Annotated in this window: 17 protein-coding genes and 1 riboswitch; of the genes, 6 read left to right on the plus strand and 11 right to left on the minus strand. The window is 41.2% G+C overall.

Annotated elements, in window-relative coordinates; genetic code table 11:
* Positions 1-33 precede the first annotated feature (33 nt).
* From gspG to gspC, 5 genes are all read right to left on the minus strand, one after another.
* On the minus strand, positions 34-453 hold the full coding sequence (gene gspG / locus CWB85_RS12335) for a type II secretion system major pseudopilin GspG (RefSeq protein ID WP_016710328.1): 420 nt from the start codon (positions 451-453) through the stop codon (positions 34-36).
* Positions 454-527: 74 nt separating this feature from the next.
* The gene (gene gspF, locus CWB85_RS12340) at positions 528-1,763 is read right to left on the minus strand and encodes a type II secretion system inner membrane protein GspF (protein WP_138555047.1); all 1,236 of its coding nucleotides are present in this window, start codon (positions 1,761-1,763) and stop codon (positions 528-530) included.
* A gap of 2 nt (positions 1,764-1,765) precedes the next feature.
* On the minus strand, positions 1,766-3,325 hold the full coding sequence (gene gspE / locus CWB85_RS12345) for a type II secretion system ATPase GspE (RefSeq protein WP_029216273.1): 1,560 nt from the start codon (positions 3,323-3,325) through the stop codon (positions 1,766-1,768).
* Positions 3,318-5,378, minus strand: a complete 2,061-nt coding sequence (gene gspD / locus CWB85_RS12350; RefSeq protein WP_016710325.1) for a type II secretion system secretin GspD — start codon at positions 5,376-5,378, stop codon at positions 3,318-3,320. The genes gspE and gspD overlap by 8 nt, the downstream gene beginning before the upstream one ends.
* A 23-nt stretch (positions 5,379-5,401) precedes the next feature.
* Positions 5,402-6,349: a type II secretion system protein GspC gene (gene gspC, locus CWB85_RS12355; RefSeq protein WP_016710324.1), complete on the minus strand. Its 948-nt coding sequence runs from the start codon at positions 6,347-6,349 to the stop codon at positions 5,402-5,404.
* A gap of 203 nt (positions 6,350-6,552) precedes the next feature.
* Here gspC and hslR point away from each other — a divergent pair, with 203 nt between their 5' ends.
* The 4 genes from hslR to CWB85_RS12375 all read left to right on the plus strand — a co-directional run bounded on the left by hslR (position 6,553) and on the right by CWB85_RS12375 (position 9,173).
* Positions 6,553-6,975: a ribosome-associated heat shock protein Hsp15 gene (gene hslR / locus CWB85_RS12360; RefSeq protein WP_374954840.1), complete on the plus strand. Its 423-nt coding sequence runs from the start codon at positions 6,553-6,555 to the stop codon at positions 6,973-6,975.
* 12 nt (positions 6,976-6,987) lie between these two features.
* On the plus strand, positions 6,988-7,833 hold the full coding sequence (hslO, locus tag CWB85_RS12365; protein ID WP_016710322.1) for an Hsp33 family molecular chaperone HslO: 846 nt from the start codon (positions 6,988-6,990) through the stop codon (positions 7,831-7,833).
* Positions 7,834-8,015: 182 nt separating this feature from the next.
* A complete protein-coding gene (locus CWB85_RS12370; RefSeq protein ID WP_016710321.1) occupies positions 8,016-8,552 on the plus strand; it encodes a YaeQ family protein in 537 nt (178 codons plus the stop codon).
* Between the two features lie 24 nt (positions 8,553-8,576).
* On the plus strand, positions 8,577-9,173 hold the full coding sequence (locus tag CWB85_RS12375) for a lipase family alpha/beta hydrolase (RefSeq protein ID WP_138555048.1): 597 nt from the start codon (positions 8,577-8,579) through the stop codon (positions 9,171-9,173).
* Here the strand turns inward: CWB85_RS12375 and CWB85_RS12380 are convergent.
* On the minus strand, positions 9,170-9,379 hold the full coding sequence (locus CWB85_RS12380) for a hypothetical protein (protein ID WP_016710319.1): 210 nt from the start codon (positions 9,377-9,379) through the stop codon (positions 9,170-9,172). The genes CWB85_RS12375 and CWB85_RS12380 overlap by 4 nt on opposite strands.
* Before the next feature lie 367 nt (positions 9,380-9,746).
* Between CWB85_RS12380 and CWB85_RS12385 the strand changes: the two genes are divergently transcribed.
* Positions 9,747-10,220 carry a Dps family protein gene (locus tag CWB85_RS12385; protein WP_016710318.1) on the plus strand — a complete coding sequence of 158 codons (474 nt, stop codon included), beginning with the start codon at positions 9,747-9,749 and terminating at the stop codon, positions 10,218-10,220.
* Positions 10,221-10,259: 39 nt separating this feature from the next.
* Here CWB85_RS12385 and CWB85_RS12390 read toward each other — a convergent pair whose 3' ends face one another.
* From CWB85_RS12390 to CWB85_RS12410, 5 genes are all read right to left on the minus strand, one after another.
* Entirely contained in the window at positions 10,260-10,658 is a 399-nt protein-coding gene (locus CWB85_RS12390) for a hypothetical protein (RefSeq protein WP_016710317.1), read from the minus strand.
* 38 nt (positions 10,659-10,696) lie between these two features.
* The gene (locus tag CWB85_RS12395; RefSeq protein ID WP_016710316.1) at positions 10,697-12,874 is read right to left on the minus strand and encodes a S9 family peptidase; all 2,178 of its coding nucleotides are present in this window, start codon (positions 12,872-12,874) and stop codon (positions 10,697-10,699) included.
* Positions 12,874-13,440, minus strand: coding sequence for a hypothetical protein (locus CWB85_RS12400; protein WP_016710315.1), 567 nt, complete (start codon positions 13,438-13,440; stop codon positions 12,874-12,876). The genes CWB85_RS12395 and CWB85_RS12400 overlap by 1 nt, the downstream gene beginning before the upstream one ends.
* A gap of 119 nt (positions 13,441-13,559) precedes the next feature.
* Positions 13,560-13,652, minus strand: a riboswitch (cyclic di-GMP riboswitch).
* A 123-nt stretch (positions 13,653-13,775) separates the two neighbouring features.
* Entirely contained in the window at positions 13,776-16,922 is a 3,147-nt protein-coding gene (locus CWB85_RS12405) for an efflux RND transporter permease subunit (RefSeq protein ID WP_138555049.1), read from the minus strand.
* Between the two features lie 15 nt (positions 16,923-16,937).
* Positions 16,938-18,116 carry an efflux RND transporter periplasmic adaptor subunit gene (locus CWB85_RS12410; protein ID WP_138555050.1) on the minus strand — a complete coding sequence of 393 codons (1,179 nt, stop codon included), beginning with the start codon at positions 18,114-18,116 and terminating at the stop codon, positions 16,938-16,940.
* A 376-nt stretch (positions 18,117-18,492) separates the two neighbouring features.
* On the opposite strand from CWB85_RS12410, the gene CWB85_RS12415 reads away from it, so the two are divergent.
* Positions 18,493-19,749, plus strand: coding sequence for an HlyD family secretion protein (locus tag CWB85_RS12415; RefSeq protein WP_138555051.1), 1,257 nt, complete (start codon positions 18,493-18,495; stop codon positions 19,747-19,749).

Raw genomic sequence — 19,749 nt, forward strand, 5'->3', positions numbered from 1 at the left:
CTGAGTATAAAAACGCTTCTTCAAAATGCATTATTATTTTTCTTCATCCCAGTTACCAATGTCATCATCAGTACCCGCTTCGCCATCTGGCCCCATAGAAAATAAATCTATTTTGCCGATTTCTCCCGGGCTGATTAGCTGATACGGGTTACCCCATGGATCTTCTGGTAATTTAGAAATAAAGCCACCTTCAGGAAAACGCTTTGGTACTGGCTCGATGCTCGTTTTTGTCACTAACCCTTCAAGGCCTTGCTCTGTGGTTAAGTACGCTTTGTTCTTTAATTTATAAAGACTCATCGCATCTTCTAATTGCTGAATATCAAGATGCGCTTTATCTAACGCAGCTTCTTCTTGCTGACCCATAATATTGGGTGCCACGATCGACATAATCATGCCAATGATAACCAGTACCACCATAACTTCGAGTAATGAGAAACCTGCTTGTTTATTCACGTACATACCTCTGTTGTTCTTAATAATTAACCATCGTAACACGCTGAAAATGCATTACGAAATCCCTAAAACTGTTAAAGCCCAATCGCTTTATTCATAGCCATGATAGGCTGCAATATTGCCATAACGATAAACAATACAATAACCGCCATGGACGCTATCATCGCAGGCTCTAAGAGTTTTAGCGAGACATTTACCATGCTTTCAAATTCACGATCTTGGTTGTTTGCAGCACGCTCAAGCATCTGCTCAAGCTCGCCTGATTTTTCACCACTGGCGATCATATGCAGCATCATCGGCGGGAATAATTTGGTTTGCTGTAAAGAGGCTCTTAAGCTGGCCCCTTCACTGACACGAGTAGCGGCATCGGCTACCGACTTTTTAATTTTCTCATTGACTAATACCCCACCAGAAATACGCATACCTTCAAGTAGCGGCACTGAGCTTGATGACAAAATGCTCAAGGTACGGGCAAAACGGGCTGTATTGATACTACGTGCGACTTTACCAATTCCCGGTAGCATTAAAACTTTAGAGTCATACCAAAAACGAATTTTAGGTTGTTTTAATGCGTGTTTAACGCCAATTACTGTTGCGGTGAATAGTACTAACGTGATCAACCAATAGTTTTGTACAAAGTTACTGGCCGCCATTACCCATTCTGTAGTCCAAGGCAACACCTGCTTCGACTTTTCAAACGTCTTTAATATTTTTGGTACAACAGTACCAAGTAATATTGAAACGATACCGATTGCAAAAATAACTAAGATCACAGGGTAAACCATCGCTTGAGTGATTTGACTGCGCATGTGTTGACGTTGCTCTGTGTAATCAGCCAAACGGTTCAATACGGCATCTAAATGGCCTGACTTTTCACCTGCGGCCACCATGGCGCGATATAAGTTATCAAATACATGAGGAAACTCTGACATCCCATCTGCAAGCGTATAACCCTCAACCACTTTTGAACGTACTGACATAAGCATACGTTTCATGCGCGGTTTCTCACATTGCTCAGCCACGGCCATCACCGCCCCTTCAACAGGCAGTGCCGATTGAATTAAAGTCGCTAATTGACGGGTAATTAACGCAAGATCAGAGGTGGATATTTTCGGTTTAAAAAAGCTACCAAAAAGCGAGCTTTTTTCACCTTTGACATGCTTTTCACCTTCTGCGGCCGCAACCACTTCAAGGGGAGTAAGCCCTTGTTCACGTAAAGACTGGCGAATTTGCTTTGCAGTGTCCGCTTCTTGAATACCTTTTTTTTCTTTGCCACGACTGTCTAAAGCGCGGTATTCAAATGCTGCCATGGTTAGCCTTCCTCACGTGTTACACGTAATACTTCTTCAAGGGTCGTTTTACCAGCTAATACACGGCTGCAACCATCTTGGCGAATACTTGGCGTATGCTTACGAATGTACTTTTCAACACTCTGCTCACCTTTACCACTGTGCACTAGTTCACGCACAGTTTCATCAACTACCAACAGTTCGTGAATACCTGTACGACCACGATAACCATTAAAGTTACACTCTTCACAGCCAACTGCTCGATAAATTGTCGGCGGCTCAGCAAATGGTACGCCAAGTAATTCACATTCTCGCTCATCGGCTACATGTGCTTCTTTACAGCTGTTACATAAAGTTCGTACTAGTCGTTGTGAAAGCACACCGAGTAAGGAGGATGATAATAAGAAAGGCTCAACCCCCATGTCTTCCATACGCGATATTGCACCCGCGGCAGTATTTGTATGCAACGTAGACATCACTAAGTGACCCGTTAATGAAGCTTGAACGCCTATTTGCGCGGTTTCAAGGTCACGTATTTCACCAACCATCACTACATCTGGATCTTGACGCAATATGGCACGCAGGCCACGAGCAAAGGTCATATCAACTTTGGTATTGACCTGTGTTTGACCAATGCCTGGGATTTCATACTCAATTGGATCTTCAACCGTTAAAATATTACGGTCGCGAGAATTAATTTGGCTCATTCCCGCATACAGCGTGGTACTTTTACCGGAGCCCGTTGGCCCGGTCACCAAAATGATACCGTGCGGTTTGCTGATCAGGTCAGAAAATAACTCACGGTTGCGCAACGTCATACCTAAATCTTCAAGGTTTAAGCGGGCGTTATTTTTATCGAGTAAACGCAGTACTACACGCTCACCAAAACTTGATGGCATAGTTGATACCCGGACATCAACTGCACGTCCGGCAATCCTTAAACTAATACGACCATCTTGCGGGATACGCTTTTCAGCAATATCGAGTTTCGCCATTACCTTAATACGCGAAACAAGTAACGAGGCCAGCTTACGGTTTGGTTTCAGTACTTCTTTAAGCACACCATCAACCCGAAAACGGATCACTAACTCTTGCTCAAAGGTTTCAATATGAATATCCGAGGCACCTTCTTTAATCGCCTCACTGAGCATCGCATTGATCAGCTTAATAATTGGCGCATCATCATCGCCTGCTAATAAATCTTCAGTTTGCGGCATTTCTTCAGCAAGCGAGAATAAATCAACTTCATTACCGATATCTTCCATCATCTGCTGGGTTTCCGAGCTATCGCGTTGATAAGAGGCTTCTAGTAACAACTCAAATTTATCATCCGGTAATTGCTCAAGCGTAAAACCATGTCCAGCTATGCGGCGTACTTCTAGCAGTGCATCTATATCGAGTTCACCACGATAGAAAACTACTCGGTCATCATTATTTTTACTTAATAACATGCCAGCACGTCGCGCATAAGAAAACGGCAATCGCTTATTTGGCAGCTCGACCAAGTCATCGCTAGTCATCAATTCGCTGTTATCTAACGGCTTAGCGTGCTCATCGGTGATCTCAGTGATTGCATCAGTCATTATTGCGCTCATCTGCGTTTTGTTGCTTTAAATACTCTTCATAGGTCGGCGGCAGTACCAGGGCATCATTCCACTCAGGTAAGATAGGCGCTTCAGTGAGCGGCATTAGATCAATACCATCTTCTTTCTGTTTATACTGCTCACCACGAATAAAGTTATATTTACTGTGGCTGAGTTTATTCATTTTAATGCCATCACGAACAATCGTTGGGCGAATAAACACGATTAAGTTACGTTTACGTTTACTGGTGCTAGTTGAACGGAATAAATGACCAAGAATAGGAATATCACCTAACAATGGCACTTTTGACACACTTTCTTGCACGTCTTCATCGATTAGACCACCCAGTACCACCATGCCACCATCATCAGCCATCACCGTGGTTTTAATTGCACGTTTATTAATTGAAATATCAACTGAAGTAGCACCGCTTACACCTGACACTTCTTGCTCGATAGTTAACTGTACAGCAGTACCATCATTAATCTGCGGTGTTACTTTTAGTTTTACACCCACTTCTTGGCGCTCAACTGTTTGGAATGGGTTTGAATTGTTAGAACCAGTTTGTGAACCGGTGATAATAGGCACTTCTTGACCAACAATGATTGACGCTTCTTCGTTATCCATAGTGGTAACAGAAGGCGTAGCAAGAATATTAGAGTTAGTATCAGTAGAGACCGCCTGAATAATCGCGCCCCAGTCATTTTTGATAATACCCATGGCTAAGCCATTGATACCACCGAGTAATGTAGCTAGAGGACCTAAGTCACCTTCAACTGTTTCGTCATACTCGTTTAATTCGGCATTATCGCCAGTGACGGTTTTCGTTACTGTCGTATCGCGAGCTTGCTCTGCGGCAACAGCAAGTGAGCCAACAGGCACGGTACTGCCGTTATTAAACTGCATCATGCCACCTTGCTCTGTAATCCACTGTAAGCCAAAGTTAATCCCATCGGCTTCCATTACTTCAACAATAATGGCTTCAACAAGTACTTGCGCGCGGCGGATATCCAAACGCTCAATAACCGACTCCAGTGAACGCATAGTATCAGGTTGTGCAGTAATGACTAATGAATTGGAATCAGGATGCGCTTCAATACTGGTTTCATTTTGACTGCGGCTACGAGTTTTAGTTGCCGCACCTTGGCCTTCTTCGGCTAGGGTTTTACTTACCCCTTGTAGCACTTTTACTAAGTCTTCAGAGTTTGCGTAATTAAGATAAATTACTTTCGTATTACCTTGGCTTTGTAATTCACCATCTAAGCGTTTAATTAATTCAATTGCACGAGTTCTAGCTTGACCTTCACCACTAACAATTACGCTATTGGTACGACCATCGGCGACTACTTTAGGGATCAAAAATTCAGGAATACTGCCTTTGCCGCTATCTTTATAAATATTTTCGACAACAGAAACCACATCATCTGCCGTAGCAAAGTTTAGCTTCACAATATCAACGCGTTTATCACCCGCTTGGTCAACTGAGCGAATAATTTCCACAAGACGATTTACTGACGCAGCATGGCCGGTCAACATCATTACGTTAGCGGCGTTGAAGTTGGCAACATGACCACCATCCTTTTGATCGCTAAACTGGCGTACTAATGGACCAAGCTCTTGCACACTCACATTTTTAACGCGCACAACGCGGGTGATCATCATATCTCCACGAGCTTGATCATCTTGCGTGACTAACGGCACGTTTGATTTTTTTGCATCAGAGCTTTTTTCGATCTTTAAAATGCCATTATCCATTTCAACGACTGAATAGCCGTAAACCTCTAAAACATTTAAAAAGAATTGATAATAAAGCGCCTCGTCCATCAATTCATAACTACGCACATTTACTTTTCCACGCACGTTAGGATCAATAATGACGGTTTTATTCAGATTCTTACCAACGATATTTATGAACTCGTTAATATCGGTCCCTTTAAAGTTTGCAGCATACTCCACGGCAGACACCGATAGAGATAAACTAGCCGCAAAAAAAAGTGTTGCGTACTTAGCTAACCCTTTTCTGATTTTTTTGAGGTGTAGCGCGTGAACCATTATATTAGAACTCCAAAGCTAGGTTATTGCAGGCTAAATTGTACATCGATTTGCTCGCCATCACGTTCAATCGTGATGTTTGCATCGGTGCTATTACGCAGCTCGTTAATAGCTGACATGGCCTGTTGTAAATCAGTTAGTTGATAGCCGTTAATCGAAACAGCTAAATCATTATTTTGTAGTCCCATCTTAGTAAATAAGGCAGGATCTTTACCTGGGCTTAAACGGTAACCAACTAGTTCACCGTCTTTCATAGCCTGAGACACTCGAATATAATCAAATAATTTACCGGGATCCTTTAACAGTTCTTCCCGAGTTTCTATAATTTCTTCTTTTACATCTTGGTCCGCTGTTACATCTATTTGTCGATCACTTTCCATTTGCGGGCCGGCGTCAAGTTCTGGCTCATCACTTTCGCGCTCAGCAAGTACAGGCATTGATACTGTTTTGGTAAAATCCATACCATCTAGCATTAATGTTTCAAAGCGACCACTGACATCTAAAATTACGCGGTCAGGCAATACTTGCGCTAGTTTAGCGCGCGTGCCCTGTATAACATCATCAACTAAATAAGTTGTTTGTTGCCCTTGAGATTCAATAATTGCCAAACCGGTCAGATCATTGCCACTGACCGCAACGATACCAGTTAAATTAATACTTAATCGTGTTTCTGGAGCATTGTTAATAACTTGTGTTTGCTTACTTACTGGTTTTTTAGGGGCTGCATCAGCCTTACCAAACAAGTTTTGCTCTAAAATTGATTGCGTATTTACGCGTTCGGGTTTACCTGTAGCAGTATTAATATAGCTTGGAGAAAGGCTTTGGTTAGCAGGCAAGGGCCATATTAGCCAAAATAACTTTGCAGCTAAAAAGGCAATATAAACAACGGCTAAAAGCGTTACCACCCAACTCAATTTAGCATGGGGTAATTTACTTACTAAGTGTTTTAGCTGTTGTAATCGTTGTTCCATAAATGATGTTCTTATTTTAATTTACTGCTTTATCGCTGGCCTATAGTACCTTTTCATTTTTCATTCAACAAGCGCACTAATATTAAACTTTGTAAACAAGGTAAATTAACGCTTACGATGAACCTGAAAAGCTTCGACTATTTCTTTGTTAGTAAGTTTCATGCTAAATTTTGCCTTACAGAACCACGCTTTTAAAGAGTACAATTGTGTCAAAAAGTAACACCCGTAATTCCACGTCAAAAGATGAAGCAATGAGTGTCCGCTTAGACAAGTGGTTGTGGGCTGCTCGCTTTTATAAAACCCGCGCAATCGCACGGGACATGGTGCAAGGTGGTAAAGTGCATTATAATGGTCAACGCACTAAACCTAGCAAAATAGTCGAATTAGATGCCGTGATTAAACTTGCTCAAGGAGTTGATGAAAAAGTTATCACTGTGCTTAAATTACTTGATAAACGCTTAAGTGCCCCCATTGCTCAAACCTTGTATCAAGAATCAGATGCAAGTATCGAAAAACGCGAAGCCAATAGCATCGCGCGCAAGAACAATAGCTTTTTTGCACCGCATCCGGATCGTAAACCAGATAAAAAGCAAAGACGCGAACTTTTAAAAATGAAATCAAGTTAGGTAAAGCCACTCATGCAACAAGATTTACTTCATCGTTATACATTTGATCAACTAGACGTCCGCGGCGAACTCGTGCAAATAGAGCAAGCTTATAATGAAATGATTGCCAATCATAATTACCCAGCTCCAGTACAAGCACTATTAGGGGAGTTATTGGTCGCAACCTGTCTACTTACTGCGACTTTAAAGTTTGAAGGTGACATTGCCGTGCAACTGCAAGGCGATGGCCCAGTGAAATACGCCGTTATCAATGGTGACCATAAACAAAACATGCGCGGTATTGCTCGCTTACAAAGTGAAGTAACAGGGTCAACAATTCAAGATTTAATTGGCAATGGTGTAATGGTATTGACTATTACCCCAACCAAGGGAGAACGTTACCAAGGTATAGTGCCGCTTGAGCACGATACCTTAGCTGCATGTCTAGAAGCTTATTTCACTCAGTCAGAGCAATTACAAACTCGCCTATGGTTTGCCACAGACACCACCGCAGATAATGCAAAGGCTGCGGGTTTATTACTACAGGTACTCCCTGTTAATAAAGAAAAATCTGTTGAAGACTTTATCCATTTAGAAGCGCTTAGTAATACTATTAAAGATGAAGAACTCTTAAAGCTTGATGCCGCCACGGTATTAACACGCCTGTACCATGAAGATAACCCTCGCGTATATGAGCCGCAAACAATCCAATTTAAATGTGGTTGTAGTAGAGAGAAAACCATCACCGCACTGGTTAATGTAGGCCAACAAGCATTGTTAGATGACGTTGCCGAAAATGGAGAAGTGAAAATCAGCTGTCACTACTGCTTAAAAGATTATGTGTTTAATGAACAAGATGTGAAAAGTATTTTCAACTAACACACTCATTTAAAATACTCATTGCTCAGGTACTACCTAAACCCTCATAAAGAGCCGTGTATACAAATTTTTATACATGGCTCCTACCACTAAAAATTGTTGTGGGGTTAACTATGTACTATTTTCACAAGTGCCAGTCGTAATTGCGCTATACTGGCGCAAATTTTTTCAAATAAACTATTATGGCTCTTAAATCGACGATTATTAAGGCGCAGTTATCGCTAAGCGATATGGACCGCCACGTATACCAAGACTTTAATTTAACTTTGGCGCAACACCCATCAGAAACTGAGCAGCGCTTGATGATCCGCTTGCTTGCGTATGCACTCAATGCCTGTGATGGTTTAGAATTCACAAAAGGTTTATCGGCTGATGATGAGCCTGAACTGTGGCATAAAAACTACAGTGAAGAAATAGAGCTGTGGGTTGAACTTGGCTTACCAGACGAGAAGCGCGTTAAAAAAGCCTGTAATAAATCTAAAAAAGTGGTGTTATACACTTATGGTGAAAACAACCAAGCAATTTGGTGGCAAAAACATCAACCTAAGTTGTATGAGTTTAAAAATCTAAGCATTTTCAGTTTAGACTTTGCTGCAACTCAAGCGCTGGCGGCATTAGTTGATCGCAATATATCACTGACGATCACCATTCAAGATGGTGATGTATGGGTGAGCTCTGATTCAGTGAACATTGAGATAAAACCAGTACAATTAATGTAAAGTGTATTTAGTAAAAGAGGGTGTATGGCTGTTAAGCAAGTTGTGGTATTACATGGATTGTATATGTCTGGCTTTGTTATGCGCCCTTTATGTTCGCAACTAGAAAAGTCAGGCTTGAGCATACTCAACCTTTCCTACAATACATTGTCTCCCGATCGTGCCGCTATTTTTAAACAGATTGATGATTTTATTGATGATAAAAGCACCGCACTTGTGTGCCACTCAATGGGCGGGCTAGTGGCACGAGCCTACTTAGCAGCTAACTCTTCACAAAGTCAAAACGTTGAAAAAGTCATTACCTTAGGCACTCCTCACAAAGGCAGTCATATTGCGCGCAGGATGCAGCAAAAAGGCTTTGATGTGTTTTTAAGAAATAGTGTGGAATTTTTACTCACCGAAAATGGCGATTGGCCATTTAATGCTAAGCTTTATAGTATTGCTGGTGATTTACCCATAGGCTTGATGCCACTAATAGCAAAAGGCAGTCAATCAGATGGCACTGTGTTACTCGATGAAACCAAACTCAATGGCATGGCAGAGCACAAGGTGTTTCACCTAAGCCACACCAGTATGATCTACTCACGCCAGGTAATGAGCTATATTCTTGACCTAATAACTTAATCTTGTGCACTGGCTGCTATTTTATAAGCAATAAAAGCGATAATTGCCAAGATTAACGGTGTTGGTGCGGCGATATAACCAAACGTAGCAAAGTTCGCAAAGCTCGCCCCTGCTAAGTGGCCAACCAAGCCAACTACAAATGCTAACAACGCTATACCTATAACTATCAACTCAAATTTATTCTCTTTGTTAGTTTTAGCGCGCATGATCTTTCTCCATGTAATTAATCTATGTTGATTATGCGCCGGCTAAAAATTGAACTCTTGACCTAAATCAAACCCTCGTAGACAGTCAAAAAGTGTAATTATAAAGTTTGTTCTGGATCATGGTTTTGTTCTATCTTTAAGTAAATATCCGTTATTTTCCCCTAAGGGGTAGATTTTTAAAGTTTGGCACCCATTTCTATTACAGTAATGCTTACGAAAGTAACGAGTTTTATTTGAGTGGTTTATTGTTGATAGGTAAAAGCTATGGCTATCATCGATTCTAACCATTTTACAGTTCATCAATAATGGCTGATACTTACTATCAGTCATTCGAAAATAACTTATCAGTTTATTTAAGGAGAGTAATATGTCACAGGTAAACGCAATCGGTCTTAACAGTGCGAAAAGTGAAGATATCGTAAAGTCACTAAATACCCTGCTAAGTAGTTATCAAATTCAGTATATGAATGCTCGTGGTTTTCATTGGAATATTAAAGGACGTAACTTTTTTGAGTTACACGTTAAGTTTGAAGAAATTTATAACCTACTACTATTAAAAGTTGATGAAATAGCAGAGCGTATTCTTACCCTTGATGGTGCGCCACTGCATGCGTTTTCTGATTATTTAGAGATCAGCAAAATTAAAGAAGCTAAGAATATTAGTGATGGTGAGGCTGCTGTAGAAAATCTACTAGCAGGGTATAGCACATTAATTAACATGCAGCGCGAAATTCTAGAACAGGCGGGTGATGCACAAGATGAAGGTACTGCATCATTAATGGGTGATTACATCACTGAGCAAGAAAAACTGGTTTGGATGTTAAAAGCATACTTAAATTAATTAACTCCAAGCTTTGTAAAAGGCTTGGTTCGTGATTACTCATAGCCAATTTTTTACATATTGATGCTCAGGGTACTGTGCTAAGTAACGCTGAGCATTCATACAAAATTGCACATCCATGCCACTACCAAGCCAAACACTTTCTAACATACTTTGAGCTACAATACTTGGTTGTATGTAGGTAACGCGTTTATAGCCTCGCGCTTTAACGCCATGAAAATACTCGGTTGCCACCGCTAAGCTATCTGCGGTGGTTAATTCAAATTCAGCTAAATTAATTACAGCATATTCAATTGAGTTTGCAGGTAATGTTGATAAGTCGGCTTGTACACTGTTAGCAAACGCAATGACCCCTTCTCGGTTAAAGCAACCAATGACTTTAATATAAATGATTGGCGGCTCTATTGAGTATTCCCAACTTCCATGCACTTCAAACATATCTACACCTCTCAACTCAATCACATATAGCTGCCATGTTATTCAGCTAAGCTAATGAAAAATGCCATTTCTAGGGCTTTTTCTGCCAAGCTTTTAAAGCGACCCGATGCGCCACCATGCCCTGCATCCATATCGGTTTTAAACACTAAAATATTATCATCGGTTTTATATTCACGCATTTTAGCCACCCATTTCATGGGTTCCCAATATTGCACTTGCGAATCATGCAGCCCCGTAGTAACTAAGATATTTGGGTAAGCCTGAGCGCTAATATTGTCATACGGTGAATACTTTGCAATCACGTCATAATAATCTGGATCATTCGGGTTTCCCCACTCATCATATTCATTCGTGGTCAGCGGAATAGACTCATCAAGCATGGTGGTTAGCACATCTAAAAATGGCACATGACACCCCACACCTAAGTAAAGCTCAGGGGCTTGATTCACAACAGCGCCCATCAACAAACCTCCCGCGCTACCGCCAGAAGCAAACACTTTATTTTGCGCACCATATCCCTGCGCAACAAGTGACTTAGTCACATCAATAAAGTCATTAAAACTATTTTGCTTATGTTGTTTTTTACCTTGTTCATACCACTGACGCCCCAACATTTCACTACCGCGAACATGGGCTATAGCGTACACAAAGCCACGATCAAGTAAGCTGAGTGAAGTACTCGAGAAACTCGGATCAATGGTGATACCGTACGCACCATAACCATATTGAAATAACGGATTAGTGCCGTCTTTATTAAATAATTCTTTACGATAAACCAATGACACCGGTACTTTTACACCATCTCGCGCCGTGATCATCAATCGCTCCGAGCCGTAATTGTCAACATCAAACTCACCTAACACCTGCTGTTGTTTAAGCAGGGTTTTCTCTGCAGTTATTAGATTAACCTCATAAAGCGAGCCTGGCGTAGTCAAACTTGAATAATAGATACGTGCCGATTGAGAGTTTGGTTCAGGATTTATCGCCACAGATGCATAAAAACAGGGGTCATCGAATTCTAAGGTCATACGCTGCTGTTGCTTATTGATCACAATAAAGCGAGTTTGTCCTTGCTCTCGCTCTGTTAACAATAAAAAATCATTAAATAATTCAACACCTTCAAGCAGTACTTCAGCTCTGTGAGGGGTGTGTTCAAGCCACTGCGTTTTATCAGCAACTGTTGCGGCGCTCGCAGTCATTAAACGAAAGTTTTTAGCCTGCCAATTGGTCACGATATAAAAGGTATCTCCGAGTTTATCAATATCAAACTCATGGCCTTCTTCACGCGGCATTAATTGCGTAAACTCACCGCTAGGCTGATTGGCATCTAATACCCAAGTATCATTAGTTTCAGTGGTGGCTAAATCAATAATAATTAGGCTTTCATCACGGCTTTTACCAAGTCCCATGAAAAAACTACGATCTTGCTCTTCATAAACCAATACATCTTGTGCTTGTTTAGTTCCTAACACATGACGATAAACCTGATAGCCCAGTAAAGTTTGCAAATCTTTCTTTACATAAAATACTGTTTTGTTGTCATTTGCCCAAACAATCTGACCTTCGGTGTTTTCTAATACGTCGTCGAGTAACCTATCATTATCAATCGTCTTAAACTTTACGGTATAAATACGGCGGCCATCAGTATCTTGCGAGTAAGCGAGCAACTGCTCATTGGGACTAATCGCAACTTCGCCTAAGTCATAAAACTCAAAGCCTGCTGCCAAGCTATTTACATCTAATAATAATTGCTTATCGGTCGCGTTTATTTCACGACTACGGTAGTGACGAGAGTACTCGTCATCACCGCGAACCTCAGAGTGATACCAATACTGACCATCCTTAACAGGAAAGGTATTGTCATCTTTCACTATGCGGTCTTTAAGTTCGTCAAACAAAGCCGTTTGCAACGGCTTAATTGGTGCTAACTGTTGTTCGCAATAATCATTTTCCGCAGCTAAATGCGCCAATATAGTTTGCTCTGTGCGCTCGTCATCACGCATCCAATAATAATCATCTATGCGTGTTTGCTGGTGCGTTGTTAAAACGTGCGGCTGTTTACGTGCAACAGGCGCATTTAAAAGAGAAGACAACGATAAGTTTGATAAAGCCACAGAAAAACCAATAAAAAATTTTGATGACGAGAGTTTACCATAATTTTCAAAAGTACATAAAAAAGCCCACTCAAAGAGTGGGCCGAAAATGCTAACTAGCATTAAGGGGAAACTTGCTGCCAAGCTAGGTGCCAACTTTGCCCTACACCTGGCTCATAAAGCGGGTTATTTTCTTCTTTTACATTACAAAACTGACTGAAAGGCCAAGGTTTGCATTTATATATTAAGCCCGTTTTTGGCTGTAATACTTTTACGCCGGCATTATACGTACTGCATTTTTCAGGGTAGATATAATCATATGCGGGCTTCACAGCAGGAAAGTCATCGCATTTAGCAATGCACTGAAACGTTAATTCAGCTCGGTTAATACCACAGCCCTCAAGCGCATAAATCTGATTTGAACGATAAGCAACAACCAAGCCTTGCTCTGTCATTCTACCCGCTTCAACAAGCGGTATATGGGTATTAATATACTGTGCAACATAGCGCGGCCAATTATGTGGCTCGCCCTGTTCCTCAGTGATAATTTCATATTTAAATGATAAATCGACTAGCTCTCCTTGCGTATCATAAAAAGTCACCGTCACCATATCACCAACAAATAATTGGGTATGATGATTTAGACAACCTATTGGCATCCAATTACCACAGGCCAATGACGTATGCATAAACACAGCAACACCTTAAGAACATCTAATAGGTACTATCCAGTATTTATTGGATAAAAGAAATACTTTTTCAATACGTTGTAGGGCTAATGACACACAGCGAGGTTAATATTACCCTGTGCGACGGCCCCGCTATCCTAGTTTTAGCATGCTAAAACCTTAGACCGGAAACTTTGCGTCCTAACCTTTCGATTAGTTTGCCAAAACAGCGTGAGTATAATGTGACACAGTACAAAGATCAAACTAAAGAATGTAACCGTGAATAAAAACCAATACTTAGGTCTATAAAAACAAAAAAGCCAACACATAAAGTATTGGCTTTTAATTCTCAGTATTTAACTGCTATATGCCTTAGGGTTTAATAGGTGAGCAGCCCTCATAAAAAAAGCTTTAAACATTTTACCTATATCACTCATGATAATGTATAAACACGGCACCAAAATTAAAGTAATTAGCGTTGCAAACATCACTGCAAAACCAAGTGCCACGGCCATTGGTATGACAAATCGGGCTTGCAAGCTGGTTTCAAACATGATCGGTAATACACCTGCAAAGGTTGTGATCGAGGTCAGTAAAATTGGCCTAAAACGCGCACAACCTGCTTCTATTACCGCATCTTTAATCGCGATCCCCTCTCGGCGCGCTTGATTAACAAAGTCAGTCATTACCAGCGAGTCATTAATAACCACACCCGCTGCTGCAATGATACCAAAACCAGACATTAAGGTCAGATCTAAGCCAAACCAGTAATGGCCCCAAACTGCGCCAGTTAAACTAAATGGGATCACCGACATCACAATCAAAGGTTGCGCATAACTTTTTAGCGGTACAGCTAATAAGATATAGACTAAAATCATCCCCCCCCAAAAGAACATTACCTGTTGATTGGCTTGCGCCTGCTGCTCTTCAATTGCGCCACCTAGCTCCGATTTAACAGTAGGGAATTCTTCTTTAAGCTGCGGTAACAGTTTGTCTTTGACTTGATTTATTACTTCGTTTGGTTCAATCACTTCTTCATCAATATTGCCATAAACATAAACAGTACGATAACCACCTTCGCGACGAATATAGCTGATCCCAGGTGTTTCCGTCAGTTCTACTACATCACCAAGCAGCACTTCTTTGCCTTGCGGTGTTGTAACTACAGCATGTTTAAGTGATGAAAATGCTTCACGGGTCAATTTAGGGTAGCGCACCATAACGCGTACTTCTTCGCCACGGCGAATAACACGTTGTGCCTCGCCACCGTAAAAACTGGCGCCGACTTGATTTGCAATCGACGCTAAATCCAAGCCTAAATCATATGCAACCGGTTTTAAGCTCATTTGCACTTCTTTACTGGCAGGATCGATGGTCGAACTAATATCAAACAAGCCTTCTTGTTGCTGTAATAGTTGAATAAAACGACGTCCTGCATCATTTAACGTGTCAATGTCTGAGCCATACAGTAAGTAACCAAACTCACCATCACCACCGCCTTGACTGTTCACATCATCATAAATCGTTAACGACTTAACGCCGGCAATAACTGGCATTCGTTCACGCCAGCGACGAGACAGCTCAAATGCATTATAAGGACGTAAATCCTCTTCAACCAAAGGCGCTAATAACTGTGCTTCTGTACGGCCTTGGTTAAACACTAATACATCTCGAACTAACTTATGCCCGTACTCACGCTCAGTTTCTTTATCGACCGCCACCACCATGGCTTCAATTTCACGTATTGCTTCGATAGTTTGCATATCAGAGACGTTATCGTTCATTTCTAAATTAATTTGCGGAAAATCGTGCGGGATCTTAGGCATAAAACCAGTGCGCACTTGGTTTGATGCAATCAGAGCAAAGGTAATAATTAGCAAAGCAATAAATGAGCAAAATACAGCCCATCGCCACTCAACGCAACGCACGATAAAACGTCGATAAGGTCCATTTACGAAACCAAAAAAACGCTTATTAAAACGCGCACGCCAACTATCTGGTTTGATCGGCGAAAAGTTAGTATGTGCAATGTGTGCTGGTAAAATCAGTTTTGACTCGATTAAGCTGAAAATTAAACACAGCATAACCACCACTGCAATACCGTAAAAGAATGCACTCTCAGGGCCTGAAGACAGGGTAAATGGCGCAAATACCGCCACAGTAGTTAGTACACCGAATGTGGCTGGAGTGGCGACTTTTTTAGCGCCATTAACCACATTAACAACACCACCGCCCTTCTTCTCTATTTCCGTATAAGCACTTTCGCCAATGACAATGGCGTCATCCACCACAATCCCTAGCACCATAATAAAGGCAAATAATGACAAAATATTAATAGTGACGCCAAACAATGGCATCATCATCATCGCACCTAAAAAGCACACTGGCAGACCAATCATTACCCATAATGCAAGCTTAAAGCGCAAGAACAACGACAGCATAATAGCCACTAAAATAGCACCTTGGATCAGGTTACTTAGCATCATCTCTAAACGCGCATTCAAGTAATAAGTCATATCCATTAATGGCTCTAAACGTACGCCCGGAGGTAACTCTTTATTTTTTTGATCTATAAATGCTTTTACTGAATCCGCAACAGGAATAATACTTTGTTCCTCTGTCGCTTTGACCGATAAGTAAACGGCGTTTTCACCATTAAACTTAAAGTAACGTTCGCCCTCAATGAACTGATCTTTTATCACTGCAATATCTTGCAGTAATACTTTTGCACCATTAGCACCAATTTTTACTGGTATTTGACGAAACTCTTCACCAGAGTAAAGTTGGTTTTCAACCCTTACGGATATGACACCTGAGTCGGTTTTCAGTTGTCCTGCAGAAAAGTTTGCTGAATAGCGGCGTACTGCAGCTGCGACTTCACTCAAAGTAAGATTATAACGGCGTAATGTATCAGGCTCTATCTCAATGGCAATTTCATCTAAAGGTACATCATTAACCACCAATGACACATTTGATAGCTGCAATAGCTCATCTTCTATGCGGTTAGCTATCGGTTTTAGCTCATCAAGAGGTAAATCGGCAACAAGCGTCATACCAATTACATCTTGGCGAAACTCAATCTGACTTATAGTGACCGGTTCCATTCCCGCGGGGAAAGTTGCAATACCATCAACTCGCAACTTAATTTTATCCAGCACCTCTGTTAACTCAGCATCAGTATTAATTTCTAACTGCGCGCTGCCACCATTTCGAAATGCCCGATAGGTGCCTTTTTTAATTTCAGTAATATCTTTTAAAGATTCTTCAATCTTAATTAAGATACTTTCTTCCATTTCTTGCGGCGATGCCCCTGGGTAATTGGCATTTATAGTAATGTAATTAATTTCAATGTTCGGGAACATCTGCCTTTGAATGGTTAAAAAGCTAATGATCCCCATCACAATAATGAAAACCATCATTAAATTTGCCGCGACGGAGTTATTAGCAAAATAAGCGATCAGGCCGCTTTGTTTTTCATTATTAGGCAGTTCAGTGTTAGTCATAACGTAATCTACCTTTTATAGTTTTTCAGTGGCGGCACTATCTAGTGCATCCACTTTTTTAACATCCTGAACACCAGCGACTTTTACTGCCATGCCCTTTTGCGGATACTCAGGTAAGGTAAGTACGAGTTGATCATTCGCTTCTAAACCATCGCTAATGTAAAAATATTCCCCTTCCTCACGGATCACTTTTACTTTACGAGGCTCCAGCTGTTGCTCTGCGTTAACAATCCACACAGTTTGATTATTGACTAACTCTTGCGGTAAACGGTAGATATTCTCCAACATAGCACCAGCAAAATTTACTTGCACATAGGTACCGTACTTAATCGCATGTTGCTTGTTTATTAGGCCATATGGGTCATCGATACGCACCACTAAACTGCTCATGCGGGTTGCGTTATCTACCACACCTAAATCACGGTCGATTTTAGCTTCGCGGCTAAAACCATGCAGACCTGTTTTCATAACAGTTGCTTTTATACCTTTTACACGTTCTGGTAAAAATACACTGTCAAAACCAGCGATAGGGATAATAATTTCTGCAGTTTCAATATTGTTTAACTCAGCCACTTGTGTGCCCATATTGATATATTGGCCCACACCAATTTCACGACTCACAACAAGTGCATCATAAGGGGCTGTTACTTCGCAGTTATCTAGGTCACGTTGCGCGCGTTTTAATCGAGCTTGCGCTGACTTAACTGACGCCTCGGCACTAAGCAGTTGTGGTTTACGTAAAAAAAGTGCGGTGCGTTCTTTATCTGGAAAGCGCTTAGCTTCATCTTCAGCTACTTTAGCTTGTGCTTGTTCTTCAATTAATTGCGCTTGAGCTTGAGCTAGTTCAGCTTGCGCTTGTAATAAAGCCGCTTGGTAGTTATCTTTTTCTATTGTGAATAAGATCTCACCACGAGCAACAATACCACCAGCAACAAAATTAGGGTGCCAGCTGACAACTTCACCTGACACCTGTGCTGATAACCGAGTGCTCTCCAGTGGCTTAACTTCGCCGTAGCTATTTATAACGACTTGATGGTTATTTGCTGCAACGGGTTCAACTCTCACCACCGGCCGTGTATCAACTACTTCTTTTTTTTCTGGCTCTTGGGCAATCGCGTTGATCCCTACAAAACCAGCAACCCCTAAGCTTAGCGCAACAAATGGAAGCGCCCACTTCAATATCGTTGTTCGCATAATTACTACCCCTTAATTTTCTACTTGAGCCATAATACCAGAGCTAGATGAAACATTAACGTGACATTTGTAAGCAACTGTTACAAACCCCGGCATATTTTTTTACAGTCTTTACTATAAAAAAGACTTTAGCTTGATATGTTAATTTTAAACGGCAGTTATCAGTCAAAAAAGTCATGTTACACCTAGTATCGCTGCTGCGACCAATTGGCTATGCCAGCTTTACTTTCAAAACCGAACAACCTCGTGTTCGATATCGAACAGTTAAAAATAAAAAAACATCTAAAAATCACTCAACAACTTGAAGTTAAACAATATTTAATTTTGGCATCAAACTTTCACTATCTAGCTCAACAATCACAATGATAACTAGATTATGAATATTAATATTGAGCAAACCACACAATCGAACAAGACTAGAATAGCTCTGTTTATCACTGCCGTAATACTACTTGTCTGTATCGGTTACTTCACAATACAACCTACGGTGCCACAGCTTAAAGCAGACACTCTCAATGTGGTGACTGTCCAGCAAGGTGATATTGATATTATGACGCCTGTGTATGGCCAATATGCATCACGCTATGAGCGTCTAATTAGTGCCCCAGCAGTTGGTCAAGTTAGTGAAATTTACCTGCGCGCTGGCGCAGAGGTTGAAGCTGACACTGTGATTGCCACACTCATAAACCCGGATTTAGAGCAGCAATTTTTTGAAGCACAAGCCAAGCTAGAACGTATGCACTCGGAATTTGCTGCATTTAAATTTCAAAAACAAAATGAGCAACTGACCTTTCAAGCAGAACTTGCCGATATTGATAGCCAAATACAAAGCGCCAAATTAGATGTCGATGCGAATCAACGTCTATCAGAACAAGGGATTGCCGCCAAAATTGATTTAGAACGTGCCACTTTAAAATATCAGCAACTTAAAAAACGCCTTGAATTTTCAAGTTATCGCTTTGAAAAACAAAAAGAAATGCACAAGCTGGAGCTTGAACAGCAGCAAATTTTGTTAACCCAACAACAAAAACAAGTAACTTTAGTAAGCAATAAAGTAGCGGCACTAACGATCACCGCGGGAATAGCAGGCACGCTACAACGCTTAGACATAGAACTTGGGCAGCGTGTAAGCCAAGGACAAGCAATGGCGCGTGTTGGCTCAAAAAGCCAACTAATGGCTAAATTAAATATTCCCCAGCGCATAGCTGAGCGCATTCAATTAGACGCCCGGGTCGAGCTAAAACATCCATCGGGTATGCTCAGTGGCACAGTAAAACAATTAGCGTCGGTAGTTGAGAACGGTTTTATTGTTGCAGAAGTACACCTGAATGAACCACTACCAACCAATTTGCGCCCTGCGCAACCGGTTAATGCTTTGGTATTTGTTGAGCGTAAAGAAAACGCCCTCTATGTGAACCAGCAACCAGGGTTAAAACCGCTTAGCGCACAACTGCTCTACAAACATCTAGCTAATCAAGCACAACTGCAGCAACAAGAGATCTCTTTTGGCGAGCTTACGGGCAAAGATTTACTCATCACCGCAGGTGCAAACGCTGGTGAAAAAATTATCACAAATGATTTAAGCCAATGGCATACTTACAGCCACTTGGCTCTAGATACTGAAAAACTTTAA

The organism is Pseudoalteromonas sp. S1727, assembly GCF_005886375.1.
GTDB lineage: Bacteria > Pseudomonadota > Gammaproteobacteria > Enterobacterales > Alteromonadaceae > Pseudoalteromonas > Pseudoalteromonas haloplanktis.